Origin of the sequence: Paracoccus sp. Ld10 (genome assembly GCF_045064235.1) — a bacterium.
GTDB lineage: Bacteria > Pseudomonadota > Alphaproteobacteria > Rhodobacterales > Rhodobacteraceae > Paracoccus.
Genome location: NZ_JBISHD010000023.1, coordinates 272,963 through 295,960 on the forward strand (window position 1 = coordinate 272,963; position 22,998 = coordinate 295,960).

The 22,998-nt window shown below is 69.0% G+C and carries 26 protein-coding genes; 9 read left to right on the forward strand and 17 right to left on the reverse strand.

Annotated features, from left to right (window positions below):
- The first annotated feature begins 33 nt into the window (after positions 1-33).
- Positions 34-834, forward strand: a complete 801-nt coding sequence (locus tag ACJJVR_RS06670) for a protein-disulfide reductase DsbD domain-containing protein (protein ID WP_405403212.1) — start codon at positions 34-36, stop codon at positions 832-834.
- Here the strand turns inward: ACJJVR_RS06670 and ACJJVR_RS06675 are convergent.
- The 5 genes from ACJJVR_RS06675 to ACJJVR_RS06695 are packed head-to-tail and all read right to left on the reverse strand — an operon-like array spanning position 831 to position 7,606.
- Positions 831-4,172 (reverse strand): efflux RND transporter permease subunit, encoded by a 3,342-nt coding sequence (locus ACJJVR_RS06675; protein WP_405403213.1) that lies wholly within the window; start codon positions 4,170-4,172, stop codon positions 831-833. The genes ACJJVR_RS06670 and ACJJVR_RS06675 overlap by 4 nt on opposite strands.
- Complete coding sequence (locus ACJJVR_RS06680; protein WP_405403214.1) at positions 4,165-5,493, reverse strand: efflux RND transporter periplasmic adaptor subunit; 1,329 nt, start codon at positions 5,491-5,493, stop codon at positions 4,165-4,167. Before ACJJVR_RS06680 ends, ACJJVR_RS06675 begins: the two co-directional genes overlap by 8 nt.
- A gap of 54 nt (positions 5,494-5,547) precedes the next feature.
- Positions 5,548-6,354 (reverse strand): uracil-DNA glycosylase family protein, encoded by an 807-nt coding sequence (locus ACJJVR_RS06685; RefSeq protein ID WP_405403215.1) that lies wholly within the window; start codon positions 6,352-6,354, stop codon positions 5,548-5,550.
- Between the two features lie 27 nt (positions 6,355-6,381).
- Positions 6,382-7,080: a response regulator gene (locus tag ACJJVR_RS06690; RefSeq protein WP_405403216.1), complete on the reverse strand. Its 699-nt coding sequence runs from the start codon at positions 7,078-7,080 to the stop codon at positions 6,382-6,384.
- A 7-nt stretch (positions 7,081-7,087) separates the two neighbouring features.
- Complete coding sequence (locus tag ACJJVR_RS06695) at positions 7,088-7,606, reverse strand: MarR family winged helix-turn-helix transcriptional regulator (protein WP_405403218.1); 519 nt, start codon at positions 7,604-7,606, stop codon at positions 7,088-7,090.
- A gap of 153 nt (positions 7,607-7,759) precedes the next feature.
- Here ACJJVR_RS06695 and ACJJVR_RS06700 point away from each other — a divergent pair, with 153 nt between their 5' ends.
- On the forward strand, positions 7,760-8,629 hold the full coding sequence (locus ACJJVR_RS06700; protein WP_405403220.1) for a branched-chain amino acid aminotransferase: 870 nt from the start codon (positions 7,760-7,762) through the stop codon (positions 8,627-8,629).
- Between the two features lie 43 nt (positions 8,630-8,672).
- Here the strand turns inward: ACJJVR_RS06700 and ACJJVR_RS06705 are convergent, their stop codons facing one another.
- From ACJJVR_RS06705 to ACJJVR_RS06745, 9 genes are all read right to left on the reverse strand, one after another.
- Positions 8,673-8,861 (reverse strand): hypothetical protein, encoded by a 189-nt coding sequence (locus ACJJVR_RS06705; protein WP_405403221.1) that lies wholly within the window; start codon positions 8,859-8,861, stop codon positions 8,673-8,675.
- Between the two features lie 82 nt (positions 8,862-8,943).
- The gene (locus tag ACJJVR_RS06710) at positions 8,944-9,408 is read right to left on the reverse strand and encodes a PTS sugar transporter subunit IIA (protein WP_405403222.1); all 465 of its coding nucleotides are present in this window, start codon (positions 9,406-9,408) and stop codon (positions 8,944-8,946) included.
- 92 nt (positions 9,409-9,500) lie between these two features.
- A complete protein-coding gene (gene hpf, locus ACJJVR_RS06715) occupies positions 9,501-10,079 on the reverse strand; it encodes a ribosome hibernation-promoting factor, HPF/YfiA family (RefSeq protein ID WP_405403223.1) in 579 nt (192 codons plus the stop codon).
- 179 nt (positions 10,080-10,258) lie between these two features.
- Positions 10,259-10,993: an LPS export ABC transporter ATP-binding protein gene (lptB, locus tag ACJJVR_RS06720; RefSeq protein ID WP_405403225.1), complete on the reverse strand. Its 735-nt coding sequence runs from the start codon at positions 10,991-10,993 to the stop codon at positions 10,259-10,261.
- Entirely contained in the window at positions 10,993-11,472 is a 480-nt protein-coding gene (lptA, locus tag ACJJVR_RS06725) for a lipopolysaccharide transport periplasmic protein LptA (protein WP_405403227.1), read from the reverse strand. Before lptA ends, lptB begins: the two co-directional genes overlap by 1 nt.
- Positions 11,473-11,516: 44 nt before the next feature.
- Positions 11,517-12,122, reverse strand: coding sequence for a hypothetical protein (locus ACJJVR_RS06730; RefSeq protein ID WP_405403229.1), 606 nt, complete (start codon positions 12,120-12,122; stop codon positions 11,517-11,519).
- Positions 12,119-13,063, reverse strand: a complete 945-nt coding sequence (locus ACJJVR_RS06735; RefSeq protein ID WP_405403231.1) for an SIS domain-containing protein — start codon at positions 13,061-13,063, stop codon at positions 12,119-12,121. Before ACJJVR_RS06735 ends, ACJJVR_RS06730 begins: the two co-directional genes overlap by 4 nt.
- 39 nt (positions 13,064-13,102) lie before the next feature.
- Complete coding sequence (locus ACJJVR_RS06740; protein WP_405403233.1) at positions 13,103-13,717, reverse strand: ribonuclease D; 615 nt, start codon at positions 13,715-13,717, stop codon at positions 13,103-13,105.
- A 129-nt stretch (positions 13,718-13,846) separates the two neighbouring features.
- Positions 13,847-14,134 carry a DUF2218 domain-containing protein gene (locus ACJJVR_RS06745; RefSeq protein WP_405403234.1) on the reverse strand — a complete coding sequence of 96 codons (288 nt, stop codon included), beginning with the start codon at positions 14,132-14,134 and terminating at the stop codon, positions 13,847-13,849.
- A 179-nt stretch (positions 14,135-14,313) separates the two neighbouring features.
- On the opposite strand from ACJJVR_RS06745, the gene ACJJVR_RS06750 reads away from it, so the two are divergent.
- From ACJJVR_RS06750 to ACJJVR_RS06765, 4 genes are read left to right on the forward strand one after another with little or no spacing between them, the layout of a single operon-like run.
- The gene (locus ACJJVR_RS06750; RefSeq protein WP_405403236.1) at positions 14,314-15,213 is read left to right on the forward strand and encodes a siderophore ABC transporter substrate-binding protein; all 900 of its coding nucleotides are present in this window, start codon (positions 14,314-14,316) and stop codon (positions 15,211-15,213) included.
- Positions 15,213-16,181 (forward strand): ABC transporter permease, encoded by a 969-nt coding sequence (locus ACJJVR_RS06755; RefSeq protein WP_405403238.1) that lies wholly within the window; start codon positions 15,213-15,215, stop codon positions 16,179-16,181. The genes ACJJVR_RS06750 and ACJJVR_RS06755 overlap by 1 nt, the downstream gene beginning before the upstream one ends.
- Positions 16,182-16,194: 13 nt before the next feature.
- A complete protein-coding gene (locus tag ACJJVR_RS06760; RefSeq protein ID WP_405403563.1) occupies positions 16,195-17,130 on the forward strand; it encodes an iron chelate uptake ABC transporter family permease subunit in 936 nt (311 codons plus the stop codon).
- On the forward strand, positions 17,127-17,885 hold the full coding sequence (locus tag ACJJVR_RS06765) for an ABC transporter ATP-binding protein (RefSeq protein ID WP_405403240.1): 759 nt from the start codon (positions 17,127-17,129) through the stop codon (positions 17,883-17,885). Before ACJJVR_RS06760 ends, ACJJVR_RS06765 begins: the two co-directional genes overlap by 4 nt.
- A gap of 176 nt (positions 17,886-18,061) precedes the next feature.
- Here ACJJVR_RS06765 and ACJJVR_RS06770 read toward each other — a convergent pair whose 3' ends face one another.
- From ACJJVR_RS06770 to exbB, 3 genes are read right to left on the reverse strand one after another with little or no spacing between them, the layout of a single operon-like run.
- On the reverse strand, positions 18,062-18,982 hold the full coding sequence (locus tag ACJJVR_RS06770; protein WP_405403241.1) for a TonB family protein: 921 nt from the start codon (positions 18,980-18,982) through the stop codon (positions 18,062-18,064).
- On the reverse strand, positions 18,979-19,425 hold the full coding sequence (exbD, locus tag ACJJVR_RS06775; protein WP_405403243.1) for a TonB system transport protein ExbD: 447 nt from the start codon (positions 19,423-19,425) through the stop codon (positions 18,979-18,981). The genes ACJJVR_RS06770 and exbD overlap by 4 nt, the downstream gene beginning before the upstream one ends.
- 3 nt (positions 19,426-19,428) lie before the next feature.
- Positions 19,429-20,358, reverse strand: a complete 930-nt coding sequence (exbB, locus tag ACJJVR_RS06780; RefSeq protein WP_405403244.1) for a tonB-system energizer ExbB — start codon at positions 20,356-20,358, stop codon at positions 19,429-19,431.
- Positions 20,359-20,514: 156 nt separating this feature from the next.
- On the opposite strand from exbB, the gene mobA reads away from it, so the two are divergent.
- From mobA to ACJJVR_RS06795, 3 genes are all read left to right on the forward strand, one after another.
- Positions 20,515-21,123: a molybdenum cofactor guanylyltransferase MobA gene (mobA, locus tag ACJJVR_RS06785; RefSeq protein ID WP_405403246.1), complete on the forward strand. Its 609-nt coding sequence runs from the start codon at positions 20,515-20,517 to the stop codon at positions 21,121-21,123.
- Positions 21,110-22,003 (forward strand): hypothetical protein, encoded by an 894-nt coding sequence (locus ACJJVR_RS06790; RefSeq protein WP_405403248.1) that lies wholly within the window; start codon positions 21,110-21,112, stop codon positions 22,001-22,003. The genes mobA and ACJJVR_RS06790 overlap by 14 nt, the downstream gene beginning before the upstream one ends.
- Positions 22,004-22,280: 277 nt before the next feature.
- Complete coding sequence (locus tag ACJJVR_RS06795; RefSeq protein WP_405403250.1) at positions 22,281-22,982, forward strand: tryptophan-rich sensory protein; 702 nt, start codon at positions 22,281-22,283, stop codon at positions 22,980-22,982.
- The last annotated feature ends 16 nt before the right edge of the window (positions 22,983-22,998 follow it).

Consider the following 22,998-nt stretch of genomic DNA (forward strand, 5'->3'; position numbering starts at 1 on the left):
CCGCCGTTGCCGCGCGGGCGCTAGGACAAGGGCATGACACATCGCCCTTGCATACCCCTTGCCGCCGCCCTGGCGCTTGTCCTGGCCGGTCCCGCCATCGCACAGAACGAACTGCCGCCGGGCCTTCGCGGTGCGCAACTGCTGCCCGGATGGACCGAACCGGACGGCGCGCGGGTCCTGGCACTGGAACTGCTGCTGGAACCCGGCTGGAAGACATACTGGCGCAGCCCCGGCGACACCGGGTTGCCGCCACAGCTGGACTGGGTTGGGTCGGACAATCTGTCCCACGTCACGATGCACTGGCCCGCGCCCCAGGCAATCCGGTCCGGAGAGACGCTGGAGATGGGCTATCACGACCGCCTGGTCCTGCCGCTGACCGCCTATCCGCAGGATCCCGGCAAGCCCGTCGATATCACCGCCCAGATCGACGTCGGCGTGTGCGAGAACATCTGCGTTCCCGTCCACCTGGAACTGCGCGCGCCACCGGTCGGCACCCAGTCCGACCCGGTGATCACCCGCGCGCTGGCCGCAGAACCACAGCGGCTGGACAGCGACCCCGCATGCTACATCACGCCGCTGGCCGACGGGCTGCGCGTTGCGATGGACCTGCCGCAGGGTGATGCCACGCTGGCCGCGGTCGAACTGACCGATAATCCGCAGGTCTGGGTGTCGGCAGCCGATATCGTTCCCGGACCCAAGGGGCTGCAGGCGGTCGTTGAAATGGTCGCGCCCTCGGGCAAGCCGTTCGATCTGGACCGCGACGCGCTGCGCCTGACAGTGATCCCCGCCGACGGGGGCCGCGCCACAGAAACAACCGGCTGCGCGGCCGACTAGGTCCGCGCACGCCTGCCCTGTGCCATTGTGGTGATCAGCATCACCATGGCCAACAGCACCACATAGGCCAGCAATGCGCCCCCGGCCCCCGGCCACCAGCCGGGGGCGGCAAATCCCATCGCGGGCAGCACCGTCACCGGACCCAGCAACAGCGCCAGCCCCGCAACAGCCGCGACGACAGCCCCGCGCATCGCGCCACGCAATGGCCCCGCCCGCAGGCTGCGGCGAAAGGCGCGGCGGGCGCGGGCCAGATCGTCGCCCACGACCAGCACCGCCGGCACGACCAACAACACCAGCACCATCCCGAACCCCAGCCCATAGGCCAGCGTCACCACGGTTGGCTTCAGGAACAACGCCTGCGACGACCGTTCATACAGCAGCGGCGCCAGCCCCAGCACGGTCGTTGCGGTGGTCAGCAGCACGGGCCGGAACCGGTCGGAGACGGCGTCGATGATCGCGGGCCGCAAGGCGCGGGTGGTCCGGTATTCGTCGATGGTCGAGATCAGCACGATGGAATCGTTGATGATGATGCCGGACATGCCGATCAGCCCGACGACCGAAAACAGGCTCAGCGGCAGGCCCCATGCCGCATGTCCCCAGACCGCACCGATCAGCCCGAACGGAATGACCGACATCACGACCAGCGGCCGCGTCCAACTGGCAAAGATCCAGGCCAGCACCATGTAGATCCCGGTCAGGGCCATCGCGAACCCGATCAGCGCCTCTGACAGGAACTCGCGTTCCTGCTGGGCCAGACCGGTCACGTCATAGCTGATGCCGAATTCGGCGGCGATGTCGGGCAGCAGGCGGGTCTGCAGGTCGGCGGTGATCGCCGCCGCGCGGGCCGGATCATCGCCGGAAATGTCGCCCGTGACCTCGATCATCCGCTCTCCGTTTTCGCGGCGGACGACGGAAAACCCGGCCTCGGTGGTGACCGAGACGATATCGCCCAACGGCACCCACGCCCCCGACGCGGTGCGCATCTGCATCCGCTGCAGAAAATCGGCGCGGCGGTCGTCCTCGGCCAGCTCGACGGTGATGGCGCCGGTGCGGGTGCCTTCGGGCCATGTCGCGGCCTCGATCCCGCCAAGGCGCTGTCGCAATTCGCGCGCAAGACCGTCGGTGGTGAACCCCACGGCCTCGCCCTGCGGCGTCAGGCGCAGGGCCAGTTCGTCCTTGTCGTAATCCAGGCTGTCTTCCAGCGCGGAGACCTCCGGTGCCTCGGCCAGCCGCGCCTTGAGCGCCTCGGCGGCGGCCTTCAGGGTCGCAGCCTCGGCCCCGGTCATCACGACCGAAATCGCATCGCCACCCGGCCCCGATCGGCCGCCGCGAAAGCTGATCGTTTCCAGACGCGGATCGGCGGGCATCGCCTCCTGCAGGGCGGCGACCAGTTCAAAGCTGGAATAGGGGCGGAAATCGGGGTCGATCAGTTCCATCTGGACGGCACCCAGCAGGTCGGCGTCCTTGGTCTCGGCCCCCGGCAGGGGACGGCCCGAATTGCCGCCCACCTGGGTCATCACATGGGTCAGCGGGTTGATGCCGTATTCGTCCTCATAGGTCGCCGCGACCTGATCGACCGCGTCCTGAACCAGCCCCATGACACGCAGGGTGTCGTCACGGGTGGCGCCCTCCAGCATGGCAAAATTGCCCGACACGCTGCCCTGTTCGGGCGAATCAAAGAACCGCCACGGCACCGACCCGCTGATCAGCGCCGCCGCAGACCACGCGAACCCCACCATGACCAGAGCCAGCACCGGATAGCGCGCCAACAGCACCACCCGCGCCAGCGGTCGCAGCAGCGTGGCAATGAAACGGTCCAGCCAGCGGTTCACAAAGACCGATGGCCGGTCGTACCAGCGGTCCTTGCCGTGATGGGCCAGCGCGTGGGCCATGTGGTTGGGCAGGACCAGGAAACATTCGATCAGCGATGCCGCCAGCACCAGAATCACCGTCAGCGGGATGTCGGACACCAGCGATCCGAACTGTCCGCCGATCAGCACCAGCCCCGCGAACGCGATGATTGTGGTCAGGGTCGATGCGATCACAGGCGCGCCCATCGCGCCCGCGGCGCGTTCGGCGGCGATCAGGGGCGGTTCGCCCAGCTTGCGGGCGCGGTAATCGGCGTGTTCGCCCACCACGATGGCATCGTCCACGATGATGCCCAGTGTCAGGATCAGCGCGAACAGAGAGATCATGTTGATCGTCATGCCCACCGCGTACATCATCGCCACCGCCGCCAGCAGCGCGGCCGGGATACCCGCCGCGACCCAGATCGCGGTGCGCGCGTTCAGGAACAGGAACAACAGCCCCAGCACCAGCCCCAGACCCAGCACGGCGTTGTCCATCAACAGCGACAGCCGGGCCGAGATCTGTTCGGCCCGCGCCCGGATCAGGTCCGCCGTGACCCCCTGCGGCAGGGTCGGGGCCACGGCATCGACCGCGGCCTGCACCTCCTGCTGCATGCCGATCGCGTCCCCCGACGCGCTGCGCTGGACAGAGATGGTGACCGCCGGGTTGCCCTCGACGAAATAGGCCACGCCCCGGTCGATGCCGGTGTCGCGCACCTGCGCCACGTCGCCGATGGTCAGTTGGGTGCCGTCGGGCGCGGCTGACAGCACCAGTGCCGCGACCTGTTCGGGCGTGCGCGTGTCCGCCCCCGTCCGCACGCGCGACAGGCCCGCCGCCACATCACCCGCAGGCGTCGGCGCGGCGGCGGCGGCGATGGTGGACGCGATCTGTTCCAGCGTGACGTCGTGGCGCACTAGGTCGGCCATGCGCAGCTCGACCAGGGTTTCTGGGGCGGACAGGCCGGTGACGGACAGCCGCGTGATCCCGCGGGCATACAGGCGGTTGGTCAGGTCGTCCGCGATGCGGCCCAGCTGATCCAGACCGACGGGGCCGGAGATCACCACATCGGTCACCGAATCGCGCCAGGCGCGGCGGGTGACCTCGGGGTCCTCGGCGCCCTCGGGCAGGTCGCCCGCGGCGGCGATGGCGGCCTCGACCTCGCCGGTGGCGCGGGACATGTCCCAGTCCGGCTCGAACTCCAGCGTGATGCGGGCGGCGCCCTGGCTGGACTGACTCTCGGTCAGGGACACCCCCTCGACCGCGATCAGCGCGGGCTCCAGCACGCCGACAACGGACCGGTCCACGTCGTCAGCCCCAGCCCCGTCCCAACGGACGACGACCTGGATCTGCTGAACCACGGTGTCGGGAAAGAACTGCGCCCTGAGGCGCGGGGCGGAATACAGTCCCGCCACGACCATCACCGCCAACAGCAGGTTGGCCAGCGTGGCGTGGCGGACAAAGGTGCCGATCAGGCCGGGGCGCTTATCCACGAGCGGGGCCCCGGCCCTGCACGCGCTGATCGGGCGCCCGCGCCGGGGCAGGGTCGGCCGCGTCGCGCACGCGGATGCCGGTGCCCAGTTGCGGCGCGCGTTCGGCGACGATGCGCGCGCCCGCCAGATCGGCCGGCACCGCGATGATCAGGTCGTCGGCCTGGCGGCGCAGCACGGTCACAGGGGTCGCCTGCAGGCGCCCATCGTCCCCCGCCACCAGCACCGCGCCGTCCGACCCCAGTGCCGCCGCAGGAATGATCGCGGCGTCGGACAGCGCCGGTTCAGCAATCGACGCGGTCACGAAATCGCCCGGACGCAACGCCTGCGCCCCGTCGATCAGCCGGGCATAGACCACCCGCCCCGTCGTCCCCTCGGCCACGGATGCCGCCGCCCGGTCCAGCCGGGCCTGCGCGACCAGCGGGCCCGCGCTGCCGTCCAGCGTGACCGTCACGGTTCGGTCCAACAGCGCCCCATCCGGGTCCAGCAGACGTCCGAACTGGTCCAGCGACAGCGGGATCTGCAATTCCAGCGCGCCGGGGTCGATGACGGTCGCCAGCTGTTCGTTCACGCTGACCAACGCGCCCTCGACCGCGGTCACGGCGGTGACGTGCCCGTCGAACCCCGCGCGCAGTTCGGTGTCGACCAAGCCGCGGCGGGCCTCGGTCACGGCGATCTCGGCCCGACGCAGGGCGTTTTCGGCGGCGGTGACGGCGCTTAGCGCATCGGCCTGGGCCGCGCGGGCGGCGATCACGGTCTGGCTGGCCGTGGATGCGGCCAGTTCGGCGGTCTCCCGGTCCAGGCTGGTGCCCAGACCCCGGTCGGCCAGCTGTTCCTGCCGCGTCACGGCGGCCTCGCGCAGCTCGGCCTGGCGTTCCGCGGCGGACACGTCCTGGGCCGCGATGTCGACGCGGCGGCCCGCATCCTCCAGCGTGCCCTGGGCGTCGGCGCGTTCCGCCTGGCTGCTGTCCAGCGCCGCCTGCGCGGCCGCGGGGTCGATGCGCGCCAGCAACTGGCCCGCGACCACCGTGCCGCCCTCCTGCAGGGCCGGGTCCAGCTGGACGATCCGCCCCCCCGCGCCCGCGCGCAGCTGCAATTCGCGTCGCGACCAGACCTGACCAAAGACCTCCATCTGGGGCTGGACCACCACCGGCGCGACCGTCACCAGCCGCGCGGCATAGACCTGTTCGGCGGGCGCACGCGCGGTGGCACCGTCCCCGTCCGGGGTCACGGCACGCCACACCATCCCCGCTGCCAGCAGCAGCAGGGCCAGCGTCAGAAAGGTCAGGAACAGCCCCAAAAGGCTGCGGGACAGGAAACGCATGCGGATGGTCCATCTATGGGATGGCCGGGATAGCGCATGATGGGCAAACGAAACCTAAACGGAAAGCGATTCCAGCCGCGCCTGCAGCGACAGAAGGTCCGCCCATGCGTCGCGCTTGGCGGCAGGGTTGCGCAACAGATAGGACGGGTGCGTCATCGGCAGCGCAGGACGCCCGAACGCCTGCACCCACTGGCCGCGCAGGCGCAGGATGCCGCGTTTCTCGATCGCGGCCTGACAGGCGATGTTGCCCATCAGCACGATCAGGTCGGGGTTCACCAGGTCGACATGGCGCCGCAGGAACGGCAGGCTCACGGCAATTTCATCGGGCTCGGGGTCGCGATTGCCGGGCGGGCGCCATGTCAGCACGTTGGTGACATAGAATGCATGTTCGGCATCGACCCCGTCGCGCGCCAGCCCGATGGCCGCGAACATGCGGTCCAGCATCTGCCCCGCGCGACCCACAAAGGGACGGCCCTGCCGGTCCTCCTCGTCGCCGGGCGCCTCTCCCAGGATCAGGACGCGGGTGCGGGGGTTGCCGTCAGCAAAGCAGAAATTGCGCGCGCCCTTTTTCAGTTCGATCCCGTCGAACCCCTGTTGCGCCTCGGCCAGCGCGGCCAGCGTGCCGGCCCCGTCGGCCAGCGCCTGCGCCTGCGCCACACGACCGGCCAGATCGTCATCGGCGGGCGGCAGGGGTGCCTGCGCCACGGGGGCGGCGGGGGCCACGCGCGTCGGCAGGTCGAACCGGTCGACCGGCGCATCCAGCATGGGCACGTCGCAGCCCATCTCCAACTGCCAGTCCAGCAGCGCCAGCGCGCTGTCGCCGTCCAGCGTGATTCCCCGATATGTGGCCTGATCGTTCATCGCCGCACGCTAGGGCCGCGGACCGCCCTAGTCCACCACCAGCATATAGCCCGTGCCCCGCACCGTCTGCAGGAACCGGGGTTCGCGCGGGTCCGGCTCTATCTTGCGGCGCAGGCGAGTGATCTGGACGTCGATGGCGCGTTCACCGTTCTCGTCGTCGCCGCCGCGGCCCAGATCGTCGATCAGGTCGGCGCGGCTGACCGGCTGGCCGCGACTGGCCGCCAACCGGCGCAGCAGAGAAACCTCGGTCCCGGTCAGGCGCAGCGGCGCATCGCCGTTCCACAATTCGCCCTTGTCGGTGTCATACCGCAGCGCGCCCAGCGCCAGGTATTTCGGCGGCGCCACCTCGACCACCGGCACACGGCGCAGGATCGCCCCGATGCGCAGCAACAGCTCTCGGGGTTCGAACGGTTTGGGCAGGTAATCGTCGGCGCCACTCTCCAGCCCGCTGATCCGGTCCTCGGTCTCGCCCTTGGCGGTCAAAAGCAGGATCGGCGTGTCGATCCGCTCGCGCAGCGCGCGCGTCAGGGCCAGACCGTCCTCGCCCGGCATCATCACGTCCATCACGATCAGGTCGAACTCCAGCCCCGCCAGCAGGCGACGGGCTTGGGCCGCATCGCGGGCCATGGTGACCATATAGCCGTTCTTGCGCAGGAACCGCCCAAGCAGCGCGCGGATGCGTTCGTCGTCATCGACGATCAGCAGATGGCAGTCGGTATGCGTCATGGGGGCCTCAACGGTCTTCGGGCAGATCCTTGAGCGCCTGATACTGCGCCCGCGTCTCGGGGTCCATCATCGCTTCCAGCACCTGACGGAACCCCGACACCGCCTGCGGCCCCGCATTGCGATAGGCCGCGCGCATCCGCGCCCGCTGTGCCTCGGACAGGCGGCGTTCCAGGGCGGTGCCCTTGGCCGTCAGGTGCAGCTGGCGTTCGCGGCGGTCGCGGCGGCCGATGCGGCTGTCGACCAGCCCATCGTCGATCAGGGTGCGCAGCACGCGGTTCAGCGACTGTTTCGTCACCCCCAGCACCGCCAGCAGCGACGTGACCGTCAAGCCCGGATCGCGATTGACGAAATGCAGCGCGCGGTGATGGGCGCGCCCGTAATCCATGTCCGCCAGGATCATGTCCGGATCGGCGGTAAAGGCGCGATAGGCAAAGAACATCGCCTCGATCCCGCGGCGCAGCTGGTCGTCGGTCAGGAACAGCAGATCCTCGCCCATCATCGCCTGAATCCGCGCTTTTTCCTGCATCTGCACCCTCTGTTTCACGACTGCCCGGGATATGGCAGCCTTGTTGACTTTCTAATCCGTGATTGCTAGCCGTCAAGCATCTTGCGTAACAAACATGCCAAATCCGCCCTGACAGACGCAAGAAATGAACAACCGGGCGACGGATGGAGACATATGATGCTGGCTTACGACGATCGCGACGGCAAGATCTGGATGGACGGGGAACTGGTGGACTGGCGTGACGCCAAGGTACACGTCCTGACCCATGCGATGCACTATGCCAGCTCGGTCTTTGAGGGCGAGCGCTGCTATGACGGCAAGATCTTCAAGGGCCACGAACATTCGCTGCGCTTGCTGGAATCGGGACGCCTGCTGGACATGCCCATCCCCTACACCGCCGAGGAAATCGACGCCGCCAAAAAGGCCGTGCTGAAGGCCAACGGCTTTGAGAACGCCTATGTCCGCGTCGTCGCATGGCGCGGGTCGGGGTTGGACATGGGCGTGTCGGCTGCCCGCAACCCGGTCTGCATGGCGGTCGCCGCGTGGGAATGGGGCAGCTATTACGGCGATGCGAAATGGCAGGGCGCGAAACTGGACGTGGCCAAATGGAAACGCCCCAGCCCGGAAACCATCCCCACCGCCGCCAAGGCTGCGGGCCTGTACATGATCTGCACGATGTCCAAACATGCGGCCGAGGCCAAGGGCTGTTCCGACGCGCTGTTCATGGACTGGGAAGGTTACGTGGCCGAGGCGACCGGCGCCAACATCTTTTTCGTGCGTGACGGAGAGGTTCACACACCGCTGGCCGACCGTTTCTTGAACGGCATCACCCGCCAGACCATCGTGCAGATGCTGCGCGACAAGGGCATGACCGTCCACGAACGCCGGATCCTGCCCGACGAACTGGAATCGTTCCAGGAATGCTGGCTGACCGGGACCGCAGCCGAGGTCACGCCCGTGGGACAGATCGGCGACTGGCATTTCCAGGTGGGCCAGGTCACCCGCGACGTGGCCGCAAGCTATGAGGCGCTGGTCCGCGCCTGACACTGCGTGACGGGGCCGCCCCGGCGGGCGGTCCCTGTCGGGGTCATTTCAGGTGACCCCGCGTGATGCGGGCGTATTCGGCGGCCTTGCGGCTGGCTTCGGCGCGGGCATGCGGACGCGCATGCAGGGCGCGGATGGCGCGGTGCAGCCCGCCCTCTCGGTCCAGGCGCAGAAACTCGCGCAGGCGCGCGGCCCCCTGCATCCGTGGCTGATCGGCGTGATGTCTGGTCATGATTGGCCCTCCCTTGGGTGTCACCCCAGGCATTATAGGGCCGATTCGGTTTAATTTGAACAGTCTTGTACGGTTGGCGGGGTTAGGCGGCCTTGATCCCCTGCGCCGCGGACAGTACCGCGTGCAGCGCCACGGGGTCGTCGTTGGCCCGCAGCTTGGACCGCAAATCCTGATCGCGCAGCGTGCGCGACACCAGCGCCAGTGCCTTGAGGTGGTCCACGCCGCTGCTCTCGGGGGCCAGCAGCGCAAAGATCAGATCGACCGGCTGGCGATCGACCGCGTCGAAATCCAACGGTTTGTCCAGCCGCAGGAACAACCCCGCGACCTTGTCCAACCCGTGCAGCCGCGCATGCGGCAGGGCCACGCCCTGCCCCACGCCCGTCGGACCCAGGCTTTCGCGTTCCTGCAGCGCGTCCAGAACCTCGGACGCGTTCAACCCGTATTCCGCATGGGCCAGATCGGCCAGTTCCTGAAACAGTCGCTTTTTCGAGGTGACCTGCCCCAGGGAACGGACCGCACCGGGCTTAAGGATTTCAGCAAGCTGCATGGCACATTGTCTTTCTCAAGCTAACCGCCCCCAGACAGGACTGTCCGGGGGCGGTATCACGACCGGTCTGGGGACCGGACCTGCGGCAGGTGTCAGCCGTTGCCGCGCGGGTCGATCCAGCCCACATTGCCGTCGTCGCGGCGGTGGACGACGTTCACGCCGCCATGCTTCTCGTTGCGGAACACCAGCAGGGGGCTGCCGGACAGTTCCATGTGCATCACCGCATCACCCACCGACAGGGTGGGCACACGGCTTTCCATCTCGGCGATGATGATCGGCTCCAGGCTGCCGCCCTGCGCTTCTGCGTCATCTTCCTCGGCGGCCAGCACATAGCTGTCGGCCTGACCGAAGACAACCGGTTCGGCGTGATCCTTGTGGTGATCCTTCAGGCGACGCTTGTAGCGGCGCAATTGCTTGTCCATCTTTTCGCGGCATGCCTCGAATGCGGCATAGATGTTGTCGTTCGCACTGCCACGGGCCTGCACGGTCAGCCCGGTGGACAGATGCACCACCGTATCGCACAGGAACTGATGGGCATCCTTGGAAAAGGTTACGGAGGCATCGGTCGGACGCTGAGAGTACTTCTCCAGTGTCTCACCCAGCTCTGTCTTGACATGCGTGGTCAGTGCATCCCCGACATCGATGTGTTTTCCGCTGATGGTATAGCGCATCGTCACTCCTCTCCGGTTGCCCGTCGTCGCGTCGCCTGCCCGCCAGTGATGCCGGCAAGGGCGCGAACGGGTTGAACGGGGCGGCATGTCCGCACCCGCATATCTCAATTTGGTGACAGCGCGCGGCGACTGTCAACGGCCCACACGGGGGCGTGACCCGGAATCGGATGGGCGGACGATCAGGACAAGGTGAAACTGTCGCCCAGATAGACCTCGCGCACGCGCGCATCCGCCACGATCTGATCGGTCGTGCCCGACATCAGCACATGCCCGTCGTGCAGGATATAGGCCCGGTCCACGATACCCAGGGTCTCGCGCACGTTGTGATCGGTGATCAGCACGCCGATGCCGCGCGATTTCAGCGCATGGACCAGGGTCCGGATCTCGCCCACGGCGATGGGATCGACGCCCGCAAACGGCTCGTCCAGCAGCAGAAAGCCGGGGTCCGACGCCAGACAGCGCGCGATCTCGGCCCGCCGCCGTTCGCCGCCCGACAGCGCCAGCGCCGGCGCCCCCCGCAGATGCGTGATCGAGAAATCGGCCAGCAGTTCCTCCAGCCGATCGCGGCGGTGGCGCGGGTCGTCGACCGCCACCTCCAGCGCCGCCATGATGTTCTGTTCCACCGTCAGGCCGCGAAAGATCGACATTTCCTGCGGCAGATAACCGATGCCCATGCGCGCACGGCGGAACATCGGCAGGCGCGTGACGTCGCGCCCGTCGATCAGCACCTGCCCGGCATCGGCCGTGACCAGCCCCGCGATGCAGTAAAAGCACGTCGTCTTGCCCGACCCGTTCGGACCCAGCAGGGCTACGACCTCTCCGCGCTGCAGGCGGATCGACACGTCGCGGATCACAGGGCGGTTGCGATAGGACTTGCGCAGGCCGCGCACGTCCAGTCCCGTCCGGTCCGACATCAGTTTGCCCCCGGCTGCAGGACAGACCGCACCCGCCCCTGGACCTGGGCCGCGCCTGTCGCAAGGTCCACCGTCATCCGGTCGCCCGCCAGGACGTTGCCGCCCTGGCTCAGCAGCACGTCGCCTGTCAGCAGAACAGACCCCTCTGCCACGTCATAGACCGCCTCGGCGGCCTCGGCGGCGTCCTCTCCAGAGACCAGCGTGACGTTGCCGGTCGCGGTCAGGCTGTCGATGCGCTGCTGGTCACCGGGCGCGTATTGCACCGCGACGCGGTCTGCAGACAGGCGCATCGCGCCCTGCCCGATGACCACGTTGCCGGTGAACAGCGCCGTACCGTCGGCCTGATTGACGTCCAGATTGTCGGCGGCAACCTCGACCGGGGCCGACGTGTCGGCCTGCATCCCCCCAAAGGCGGTCTGCGACAGGGCGGGCAGCGGCGCGGCCAGCGCCAGCACGATCAGCAGGGGGCGAAGGGTCATCGGGTCCTCGATAGGGCTTGGGGCGCGCGGCAAGCGGCCCGGTGTCAGGGTTGGTATATCAGACGCACGCCGTCCGAGAAATTCAAGATTGCCGCCGTGCCGTCGGCCGAATCGCCGGCGGCCCCGTCGTCCGGCGCCAGCCGCATCCGGCCCGCGGTGATTTGGCCAAAGGGCGCCTGCGCCTCGACCCCCTGGTCGGCCTGGATGACCGAGGTGTTGGTCCGCGCGTCGATCTGGGGTGCGTCCAGCTGCCAGCCGCTGCTGGTGGTCATGCGCACGCCACCCTCCAACCGGACCAACCCGTCGGTCAGCCCGGCCTGCGGCGCGGTCAGATCGGCGCGCAACCCGTCGGGGCGCAGCCAATCCAGTGCCACGTCCCCCGCCGCCCCGCCGGACCCGCCGGACCCGCCGGGCGTCACGGTCGCCGCGCGCAGGGTCAACTGCGCCCCGTCCCCGGTCACACCGCTGTATTCGGGGGCGACGACGCGGTTTTCGCGCGCCGCGGCCTGTGCATCGACATCGGCATAGGGGATGCGCGATTCGGTGTCCGACCCGCGGCTGAACAGGAACATCGTCGACAGCATCGCCAGCGCCACCAGCGGCAACAGCACCCGCAGCCACCGGACGATGCGGGTGCGCGAAACGGTCATACCAGCCCGGCGCGCAAACAGTCGTGGATGTGCAGGATGCCGCGGGGGCGCCCGTCCTCGACCGCGAACAGGCAGGTGATCTTGCGGTCCTGCATCTGGGCCAGCGCAGCCTCGGCCAGTGCATCGGGCGCGATGGTGCGGGGGGCGGGCGTCATCACGGCGCGCGCGTCCAGATCCAGCAGGCCCTGCATGTGGCGGCGCAGGTCGCCGTCGGTGATGATTCCCGCCAGCGCACCGTCGCCGTCCACGACCCCGGTCACGCCATACCCCTTTTGACTGATGACCAGCAGTGCCTCGGACATGGGGGCGTCCAGCCCGACCAGCGGCAGGTCGGTGTGCATCAGGTCGCCCACCTTGGCCAGCAGCGCACCCAGCTTGCCGCCGGGATGAAAGGTCCGGAAATGTTCGGGCGTGAACGCGCGATGCTCCATCAGCGCGATGGCCAGCGCATCGCCCAAAGCCAGCGTCATCGTGGTCGAGGTCGTGGGCACGATCCCGTTGCCGCAGGCCTCAGCCGCGGCGGGCAGCACCAGCCCCAGGTCGGCCTGCCGCATCAACGTCGACTGCGGCCGCGCTGCCACCCCGATCAGCGGGATCGAAAACCGCCGTGTATGTGCGATCAGGTCGGCAAGTTCCGGCGTCTCGCCACTGTTGGACAGCACCAGTGCCAGATCGGCTTGCGTGACCATGCCCAGGTCGCCGTGGCTGGCCTCGGCGGGGTGCACGAACTGCGCGGGCGTCCCGGTCGAGGCGAATGTCGCCGCGATCTTGCGGCCCACATGGCCCGACTTGCCCATGCCCGACACGATCACGCGACCGCGCACGGCCAGGATCATCGTCACCGCACGCGCGAATTCGTCGCCCAGACCCGCCGACAGCGCCTCAAGCCCTGCGATCTCGACCCCGATCACCCGTCGCGCCGTCTCGATGTAATCCGCCACGCCCCGCCCTTCTTCTTTGTCCAAATACCCGTTGCCCGCTCAATGGCGAAAGATGTCGCCCTCGTCACCCCAGCCCAACAGATCCAGATGGGCACGCGCAGGCAGAAAGTCAAAGCAGGCCTGCGCCAGACCCAGCCGGTTCTCGCGCTTCAGCCGTTCTTCCAGGGCGTGCTTCAGCTTGTGCAGGTGCAGCACGTCCGATGCGGCATATTCCAGCTGCGCGTCCGTCAGATCGGCTGCGCCCCAGTCACTGGTCTGCTGCTGCTTGCTGACATCGACGCCGACCAGCTCCTGCAGCAGGTATTTCAGCCCGTGCCGGTCGGTGAACGTCCGTACCAGCCTTGAGGCGATCTTGGTGCACCAGACGGGCGAGGTGACGACCCCGAACGCATTCTCCAGCGCGGCAATGTCGAAACGACCGAAATGGAACAGCTTGACCACCTTGGGGTCGGTCAGCAGCTTGGTCAGGTTCGGGGCCTCGGTCTGGCCGCGGTCGATCTGGACCAGATGCGCCTCTCCGTCGCCCGCCGACAGCTGCACCAGGCACAGCCGGTCGCGGCGTGGGTCAAGGCCCATCGTTTCGGTGTCGATGGCCACGACCGGGCCCAGCACCAGATCATCGGGAAGGTCGTTCGGGTACAGATGGATGCTCATCGCCGGTCCTGCCTGAATTGCGCGCCGCCTGCTCCGTTCCCGGAACTGCGGTCAGGCGACCCTTCGAGCAGAAACCGGCCCGCCAATCCAGCGAAAATCGCGTGACCGGCCAAGCAGGCAACCATCGTTTCAGGCAGGTGGCGTCCATGACAGGGGCGCAGGATCCTCGCGATGCGCGAATCGTAACAGGTGGCTTTCGACCACCTCGCGCAGACGTTCCATCGCCGGGGCGTCCGCACCATCCAATTCCAGATGCAGCGATGCGTCGCGGGCCTCGATCCGGGCTACGCCCATTTCGAATGTCAGCACGGCATGGCTGTCGCCCTGCGACACGGGTATCTTGTGACCGAAATGCTTGGCCATGGTGCCGGTCAACGCGGCGGCGCGGGCGGTGGGGAAATCAGCAGTCATGCGCATCGGATATCCTTTCGCGATACCCTTCGCCTAAAATGCCAAAGCGATTGAGTCAACAAATCGCCGCGATATTCCGACAAAAATACCCTGCCATTCTTGCACGGAGGCGTCGACGGCGCTAAGCCGACCCGGCGTGCGGCCATGTTCAGGCCCCCACGCCGAACCCCGATGAAAGGATTGCCATGCGCCGCATCGCATTGTCCGGCCTTGTGGCCGCCGCCCTGTCGACCGCACCCATCGCGGCCCTGGCCCAGGTGACCGTCGACACCGCCCAGGGTCCCGTGACCCTGCAGGACAGCCCCGACAGCGTCGCGGTCTATGACATGGCCGCACTGGACACGATCACCGCCCTGGGCGTGACGCCCACGGGCACGATCGACAATATCCTGGTCCCCGCCCTGCGCGATGCGGCCGCGGACGCCGCCCCCGTCGGCACGCTGTTCGAACCCGACCTCGAGGCGCTGGCCGGTCTGGCACCCGATCTGGTGATCGTCGGCGGACGCTCCTCGACCCAACTGGCTGCGGTGTCGCAGGTCGCACCCGCGATCGACATGACCTTTGGCACGGACCTTCTGGCCGATGCCCGCGCGCGGATCGACACCTATGGCACCCTGTTCGGCAAGACTGCCGAGGCACAGCAGCTGACCGCCGAACTGGACACGAAACTGGACGACCTGCGCGCCGCGGCCCAGGACCGGGGCACCGGCCTGGTCGTGATGACCAACGGCCCCAAGATGTCGGCCTATGGCGCCGGATCGCGCTTTGGCTGGATCTTTGACGCGACAGGCCTGACCGAGGCCGTGCCGGGTCTGGACGATGCCACCCATGGCCAGGCGATCAGCCACGAATTCATCGCCCAGGCCAATCCCGACTGGCTGCTGGTGGTCGACCGCGGTGCCGCCATCGGCGAGGACGGACAGGGCGCGATGGAAACCCTGCGATCCGATCTGGTTCAGGGCACGACGGCCTGGCAGAACGACCAGGTGGTCGCGCTTGATCCGGCAGCGACCTATATCTCGGCCGGGGGCTTCGGCTCGACCATGGCAGTGCTGGACCAGCTGACGCAGGCCTTCGCGGACTGATGCGCCCCCTGCCCGCCCTGGCATCGGCGCTGGTCGCGCTGATGCTGGCCAGCCTGACGGTCGGTGCCGCCGACATCCGCGTGACGGACGCGTTCCGCGACCCGCAGGCCATGCTGGTCCTGCTGGAATCGCGCCTGCCGCGCACGCTGTCGGTGGTGCTGACCGGGGCGGCGCTGTCGGTGGCGGGCGTGCTGATCCAAGCGCTGGTGCGCAACCGTTTCGTCGGTCCCGACACGTCGGGCACGGCCGAGGGCGCGGCGCTTGGCCTGTTGGCCATCACCATCCTGTGGCCCACCAGCCCCCTGTGGCTGCGCATGATCGCGGCCAGCCTGTCGGCCATGGCCACGACCGCGCTGTTTCTGGCCGTGATCCGCCGCCTGCCCGTGCGCGAGGTGATGCTGGTCCCCATCGCGGGACTGGTCCTGTCGGGCGTCTTGGGCTCGGTCGTGACCTTCATCGGCTGGCAAAGCGATCTGATGCAATATGTCGGCGCATGGCTGTTCAGCGGAGAGTTCTCGGGGGTCGTCTCGGGTCGCTATGAACTGTTGTGGATCGCCGGCGGGGCGGCGGGGCTGGCGTGGTTCGCCGCCGATCGTTTCGCGATCCTGGGACTGGGCGATCAGGTGGCGACGGGGCTGGGCCTGTCCACAGCGGCGGTGATGCGCCTTGGGCTGGCGGTGGTGTCGGTGGTGACCGCGATGGTGGTGACGACGGTGGGGATGATCCCCTTTGTCGGGCTGGTGGTGCCGAACCTGGTGGCCCGCATCATGGGCGACAACCTGCGCGCGTCGCTGCCGGTGGTGGCGCTGGCGGGTGCGGTGCTGGTGCTGGTCTGCGATCTGGCCGGGCGGCTGATCATCCACCCGTACGAGATCCCCGCAGGCACGCTGCTGGGCGTGCTGGGCGCGATCCTGTTCCTGTGGCTGCTGCATCGCAGGCCCGCGAAATCCGGGGCCGCCCGTGGATAGGCGGTCGGGCTTGATGCTGGCCGGGATGGCGCTGCTGCTGGCGGTGCTGTCGGCGGTCTGGATGCTGCAGGGGCTGGGCGACGGCAACCGCAGCTTCATCCTGGGCCTGCGCGCGACCAAGCTGGCGTCGCTGATCACGGTGGCGACCGCCATCGGCGTCGCCACGATCCTGTTTCAGACCGTCGCCGCGAACCGGGTGCTGACGCCGTCGATCATGGGATTCGATGCGCTCTACGTCCTGTTGCAAAGCGGGCTGGTCGCGACCCTGGGCGGCGCGGGCTTTTCCGCCCTGCCCCCCCAGGCAAAGTTCCTGTCCGAGATCGCGCTGATGGCCGCCCTTGCCGCCCTGCTGTTCGGCACGCTGCTGCTGCGCGGCGCGCGCGACGTGCCGCGGATGATCCTGACCGGGGTGATTCTGGGCGTGCTGTTCCGGTCGCTGTCATGGTTTCTGGCCCGCATCCTGGACCCGAATGAATTCGCCGTGGTCCAGTCGGTCAGCTTCGCCAGCTTTGCCCGCGTCGACACCACGCTGCTGCCGTGGGCGGTTGCGATCACGTCGGCGGCGGCGCTGACCGCATGGCGGTTGTCGACGCGGCTGGACGTGCTGGCGCTGGGCCGCGATCCGGCAGTGTCCCTGGGGCTGCGGCATCCAAGGATGGTGCTGGGGGTGTTGGCGCTGGTCGCGGTGCTGGTATCGGTGTCGACCGCGCTGGTCGGGCCGGTGGCCTTTTTCGGGCTGATCGTGGCGGGCATGGCCCACGGACTGTTGCGCAGCGCGCGCCACGCGGCGCTGCTGCCCGCGGCAGGGCTGTCGGCGGCGATCCTGCTGGTCGGCGGACAGTGGCTGTTCGAACGCCTGCTGGGCCAGGCCGCCACCCTGTCGGTCGTCGTGGAATTCGCGGGCGGCTTGTTCTTTTTGTACCTGCTGCTGAAGGGGCGCATCCGATGATCCAGATCGATCAGGTCTGCCACGCGATCGGCGGCACGCCGATCCTGCACGACATCACCACGACCCTGCCCAAGGGGCGACTGACCGCGCTGATCGGCCCGAACGGTGCCGGCAAATCGACCCTGCTGCGCCTGGTCGGCAGGCTGGAGCCGCTGCAACAGGGGCGCGTCACCGTGGGGGGGCACGACGTGTCCACCACGCCCACCGATCGGCTGGCACAAGTCATGGCGATCCTGGGACAGCAGACCGCCATCGCCAGCCGATTGCGCCTGTCGGAGCTGGTGGCCTTTGGCCGCTGGCCGCATCACAAGGGCCGTCCCGGACCGCAGGATCACGCGCTGGTCTGGCTGGCGCTAAAGACCTTTGCCCTGACCGACCTGGCGGACCGGTTTCTGGACGAGGTGTCGGGCGGGCAGGCACAAAGGGCGCATATCGCGATGGCCTGGGCGCAGGACACCGACTGGCTGCTGCTGGACGAGCCTTTGAACAACCTGGACATGGCGCATGCCCGCGCCCTGATGGGCCGGTTGCGCGGGTTGGTCGATCAGGGCGGCCGCAGCGTGGCCATGGTGGTGCACGAAATCAATTATGCCGCCGCCTGGGCCGACCACGTGATCGCCATGAAGGAGGGTCGCGTGGTGGCCCAGGGCAGCCCCGACGATGTGCTGACCGAGGGCACGCTGTCCGACCTGTACGACGCGCCCATCCGCGTGGGCACGCATCAAGGCCGCCCGCTGGTCCTGCACCACGTCTGATCCACGCACCTGCCGGGCCTGCGGCCCGGCGAAGCACCGGGGGGCTGCACCCCCCGGACCCCCCGCGCCGGACACGGCCTCGAAACGGTCATGACCCGGCAGGGACCGTGCTGCGGGGGCGCAGCCCCCGGCGCAAGCCGCCCCTTCGATGGGGGCGGCTTGCGCGGCTGCCCCGGTCAGCGGACGTCAAGCCTGATCGGCAGCCTCAAAGGATAGACCGGATCGGTCAGCGCGGCCGGGGCAGCCGGGCAACGGCGGGCGCGCTGCGCGGCGGTCAGGACGGCCTGATCGACGGCCGGTATCCCCGACGACCCCGCGATGCCGATGCCTTGGATCGCACCGTTGCGTGCAATAGTCAGATCAAGCGTGACCTGCCCGCCTTGGCGAACGTTCCGGGGCAGCGATGCGCGCCGCTGGATGCAGGCCCCGACCTGCGCGCCCCAGAGCGATGCGGCATCGGCCGCCGCCTGCCTCGAGGCACCGCCGCCCTGGGCATTGCCCGCCGGGCGGCTGGTCTGGGCCTGACCGCCCTGCCCGTCCACTTCCGCCGCCTGCCGGCGTTGCGGTTCGGGCTGGCGCTGTGGCTCCGGTTCCGGGTCGCGGCGGGGTTCGAGTTCGGGCTGCGGCTCGGGGCGCCGCTGCGGGCGGGTGGAGCTGTTCAGCGCCAGCGCCGTCTGGACCGGAATGTCGGGGGGCGCAAATTCCTGGAAATCCGGCAGGTCGAGCGTCGCGGGGTCGATGGGTTCGACCACCTGATCAGGCTCGGCCTGATCGGGCTCAGGCGCGACCTCGGGCTCAGACTCCGCCTGGGGTTCCGGCTGGGGCTCCTCGGGCGCAGTCTCGTCCTCGTCCTCGGCCTCGACCTCGGCGCGGGCCTCGCTGCCCGCGGCGGCCTCCGGGCCAGTGGGCGCGGCGGCCGCGGGGGGCATCGCCGGGGCCAGGTCGACGAACACCGCCTCGGGCAGGCCCGGCGGAGCGCCCGCATCGGCGCGGCCCATGATCCAGACCCCGGCCCCCAGATGCGCCGCCAGCACCAGGACCGAGGCCCCCGCCCACAGCCCCCCCTCGCCCAGCATGCGCAGGGCGCGCCCGCTCATGGCGCGGCGCCTGCAGCCTCGGGCGGGGCCTGCACGGCGTCCAGCCCGACCAGAGCAATCTTCAGATAGCCCGTGTCGCGCAGGGTGTTCATCGCCCCCATCAGGTCGCCATAGGCCACCGCCCGGTCCGCGCGCAGAAAGATCCGCTGTTCGCGGTCGCCACCGGTCGCGGCGATCAGGGCCGCGGCCAGCCCGCCGGGGGCCACGTCGTCATCGCCCACGGCCAGGCTCAGGTCCGGCCTGACGCTGACATAGACGGGTTGTTCGGGCCGTTCGGCCTGTGTCGCGTTCGATACCGGCAGATCGACGTTCACGTCCACCGTCGCCAGCGGTGCCGCCACCATAAAGATGATCAGCAGCACCAGCATCACGTCGATGAAGGGCGTGACGTTGATCTCGTGGTTGTCGGCCAGATCGTCGGTGTCTCGGATGCCTCCGGCCATGGCCTATCCCCCCACCGCAGGGGTGCGGCCGCGAAAGTCCAGATCGCGGCTGACCATCTGCTGGATGCCCGCCGCCGCATGGCCAAGGCGCATCCGATATCCGGTGACGGCGCGGGCAAAGACGTTGTAGATGACCACGGCCGGGATCGCCGCGACGAGGCCGATGGCGGTCGCCAGCAGGGCCTCGGCGATGCCGGGGGCCACGACGGCCAGGTTGGTGGTCTGCGATTCCGAAATGCCGATAAAGCTGTTCATGATGCCCCAGACGGTGCCGAACAGCCCGACAAAGGGCGCGGTCGACCCGATGGTGGCCAACACCCCGGTGCCGCGCGCCATGCGGCGGCCCGCGGCGACCTCGATCCGATCCAACTGGGATGCGACGCGTTCCTTGACGCCATGATCGCCCGCCTGCGCCAGCGCGGGTTCCGACCGGCGGTATTCGTCAGACGCAGACCGGATCATCCGGGACACCGGATCGCGGCGGCGCGCGATTGCGGCCAGCGCCTCGGTCAGGGACGGTGCGGCGTGGATGCGACGGGTCGCGAATGCGGCACGCCGCGAGGCGGCCCACAGCTCGATCATCTTTACCAGCAGGATGGTCCAGGTGATCACCGACGCCACGGCCAGCCCGATCATCACCGCCTTGACCACCCAGTCGGCGGCCAGAAACATTCCCACCGGCGACAGGTCGTGCGGCAGACCGGGGTCGCGTTCCGCAACGACGGGCAGCGGCTGCGGCGCGTCGACGGCAGGTGCGGTATCGTCGGCAGTCGCCGGCGGGGCCACGGGGGTGTCTGGAACAGCAGGCGTGGTGGCCGGTGACTGGGCCTGCGGCGCGGGCGCGTCCTGGGCCGTCGCAGCACCAGCCAGCGTCGCGGCGACCAGAAATGCGGCAAGCACCGCGCGCAGCGGCTGTCTGGGCAGATGGGTCATGGCGGTCCTTGCATCCAGTTTGCATCGACAGGCGGGCACGACCGGTGGGCGGGCCAGCAAAGTCTGGGGGGTTATCGACCCGCTAAGTAAAACTGTCAACTATTAGAACTATCATGGTGCCTTGTGCCACACAGCGCCCGCCGTCACAGTCGCGCCATGACGCAGCACCCGCCCATCCCCGCCCTGATCCTTGCCGGAGGCCGCGCCACACGCATGGGCGGCGGTGACAAACCGCTGGCCCGACTGGCGGGACGGCCCATGCTGGCGCATGTTCTGGACCGCCTGCGCCCGCAGGCCGGACCGCTTGCCCTGAACGCCAATGGCGACCCGGCGCGGTTCGCGGATTTTGGCCTGCCGGTGTTGGCAGATAGCCTGCCCGACCGTCCCGGACCGCTGGCGGGGGTGCTTGTGGCGATGGATTGGGCGCATGGCCTGGGGGCGGCGCATGTGCTGACCGTACCGGGCGATTCGCCCTTTCTGCCGCCTGATCTGGTCTGGCGGCTGTGGGCGGCGAGGGGGCCCACGGGGCTGTCCCTGGCGGCGGGGGATGACCCGCAGGGCGTGCGCGACCATCCGACCTTCGGGCTGTGGCCGGTGGCCCTGCGCGACGATCTGGCCGCGACGCTGGCCGCCGGACAGCGGCGCGTGCGCAGCTTTGCCGAACGTCATCAGCCCGGTCGCGCGGTGTGGCCGGACGCGGTCTTTGCCAACATCAACACCCCCGCCGACCTGTCCCTGGCCGAGCACCGCCTTGCCGCGCTTTGACCGGATCGTGATCGTGGACTGGTCGGCGGCGGGGCGACCGACGCGGGGGGCCGATTCGATCCGGATCGGCGACGATCGTGGCATGCTGGCCAACCCGACGACGCGGATGCAGGCCCACCACCTGCTGAGCGACATGGCGGAGCCGGGCACGCGACTGCTGATCGGGGCCGATTTCGCCTTTGGCCACCCGTCGGGGCTGGCGCGTCAGATCACCGGGCAGGGCTGCGCGCTGGCGCTGTGGGACCATCTGGATGCACTGCACAGCGACGACGACCGCAATGTCAGCAATTATCGCGATGTCGCGGCGGGGCTGAACCGGGCGCTTGGCGGGCCGGTCTTCTGGGGCGACGGGCGGCGGGTGGCGACGCCGGACCTGCCGCGCCTGAAACCCCCGCCTCATCCCGACCTTGCGGCCCATCGCGTGACCGAAACCCCCGTCCCCGGCGGCCCGCGTCCGAAATCGCCCTTTCAGCTGGCCGGGGCGGGGGCGGTGGGCGCGCAAAGCCTGACGGGCATCCCTTGGCTGAACCGCCTGCGCCGGCATGCAGGCACGGCGGTCTGGCCGTTCCAGCCATGGCAGGACGCGGGCGTGATCCTGGCCGAGGTCTATCCCTCCATGCTGGGCCGGCTGGAGGTCACGAACTGGCCATGCCTGGACGCCGCGCAGGTGGGGCTGCTGGCGCGCACGTTTCGCGCGCTGGACGACCGTGACGCGCTGGTGCCGATGATGACCCCCGACCCCTGCATCGCTGATCTGGCGGCAGAAGGGCAGATTTTGGGGTTCGGCCATGACGCGGCGCTGCGGGCGGCCATGCGTCAGGGCGAAGACACGGGCCGGTTGCATGTCCGCGCCTGTCGCGCCGGGCAGGTGTCGTTGTGATCATAGCGGCGCCGCACGGCAGGGATGATCACGAACCACAGGCAATCCCGTCGCGTCCAACGGCCGCCAGAACCAAACCGGCACCGACCCGAGGGACCACGCCTATCCGACCGTCGGTCGCGGTTGCCGCCATGACCCACCGCCGGAAATCCGCAGGGTACCTGCCCGGCTGCGTCGCCGTGTCGCGTCCACGGCAACCCTGGCGCGATCGTGCGCGTTGACAAGCAGTCGTATTCCGCCAACGTGGACCCCGCCACCGATCCAAAGGACCTGGCCCATGTCGAACCGCACCCTTGCCCTTCTGGTCCTGCTGGCGGCTGTGGCCTTTGCCATCTCTCCACTGCTGTTTCCGGGGTTTGCGGGCTATGACCCCGACCGCTTTCCGATTCCCCAACAGGACCCACCGATTCAACCTGTGGGCTGGGCCTTTTCGATCTGGGGGCTGATCTATCTGTGGCTGATCGCGGGCGCCGCGTTCGGCCTGTGGCGTCGCGCCGATGACGAAGGCTGGCTGCCGCTGCGTGCGCCGCTGCTGGTCAGCCTGATCGTCGGGTTCTTTTGGCTGCCGGTGGCACAACGCCTGCCGGGGCTGGCCACGCTGATGATTCTGGCGATGCTGGTCAGCGCCATCGTCGCGATGATCTGGGCCGGCCGCCGCGACCGCTGGCTGGAGGGGCGGCCCATCGCGCTGTACGCGGGCTGGCTGACGGCGGCGTCGGGCGTGTCGGTGGGCATCTGGTTGGGCGGGCACGGCTGGCTGTCGGCACAGACGGCCGCGATCCTGTGCCTGATCGCGGTCGGAGCGGTGGCGCTGGCGGTCCAGTCGCTGCGCCCGCGCGAATGGGCCTATCCGGCGGCGGTCATCTGGGCGCTGGCCGGGATCGTCGTCGCCAACTGGGGCACGGGCAACTGGCCCGTGATCCTGATCGCCACCCTTGCGGCCGCCGCCCTTGGCGCCCGCATCGCCACCAATCGCTGACTGTCATTGCACCCAG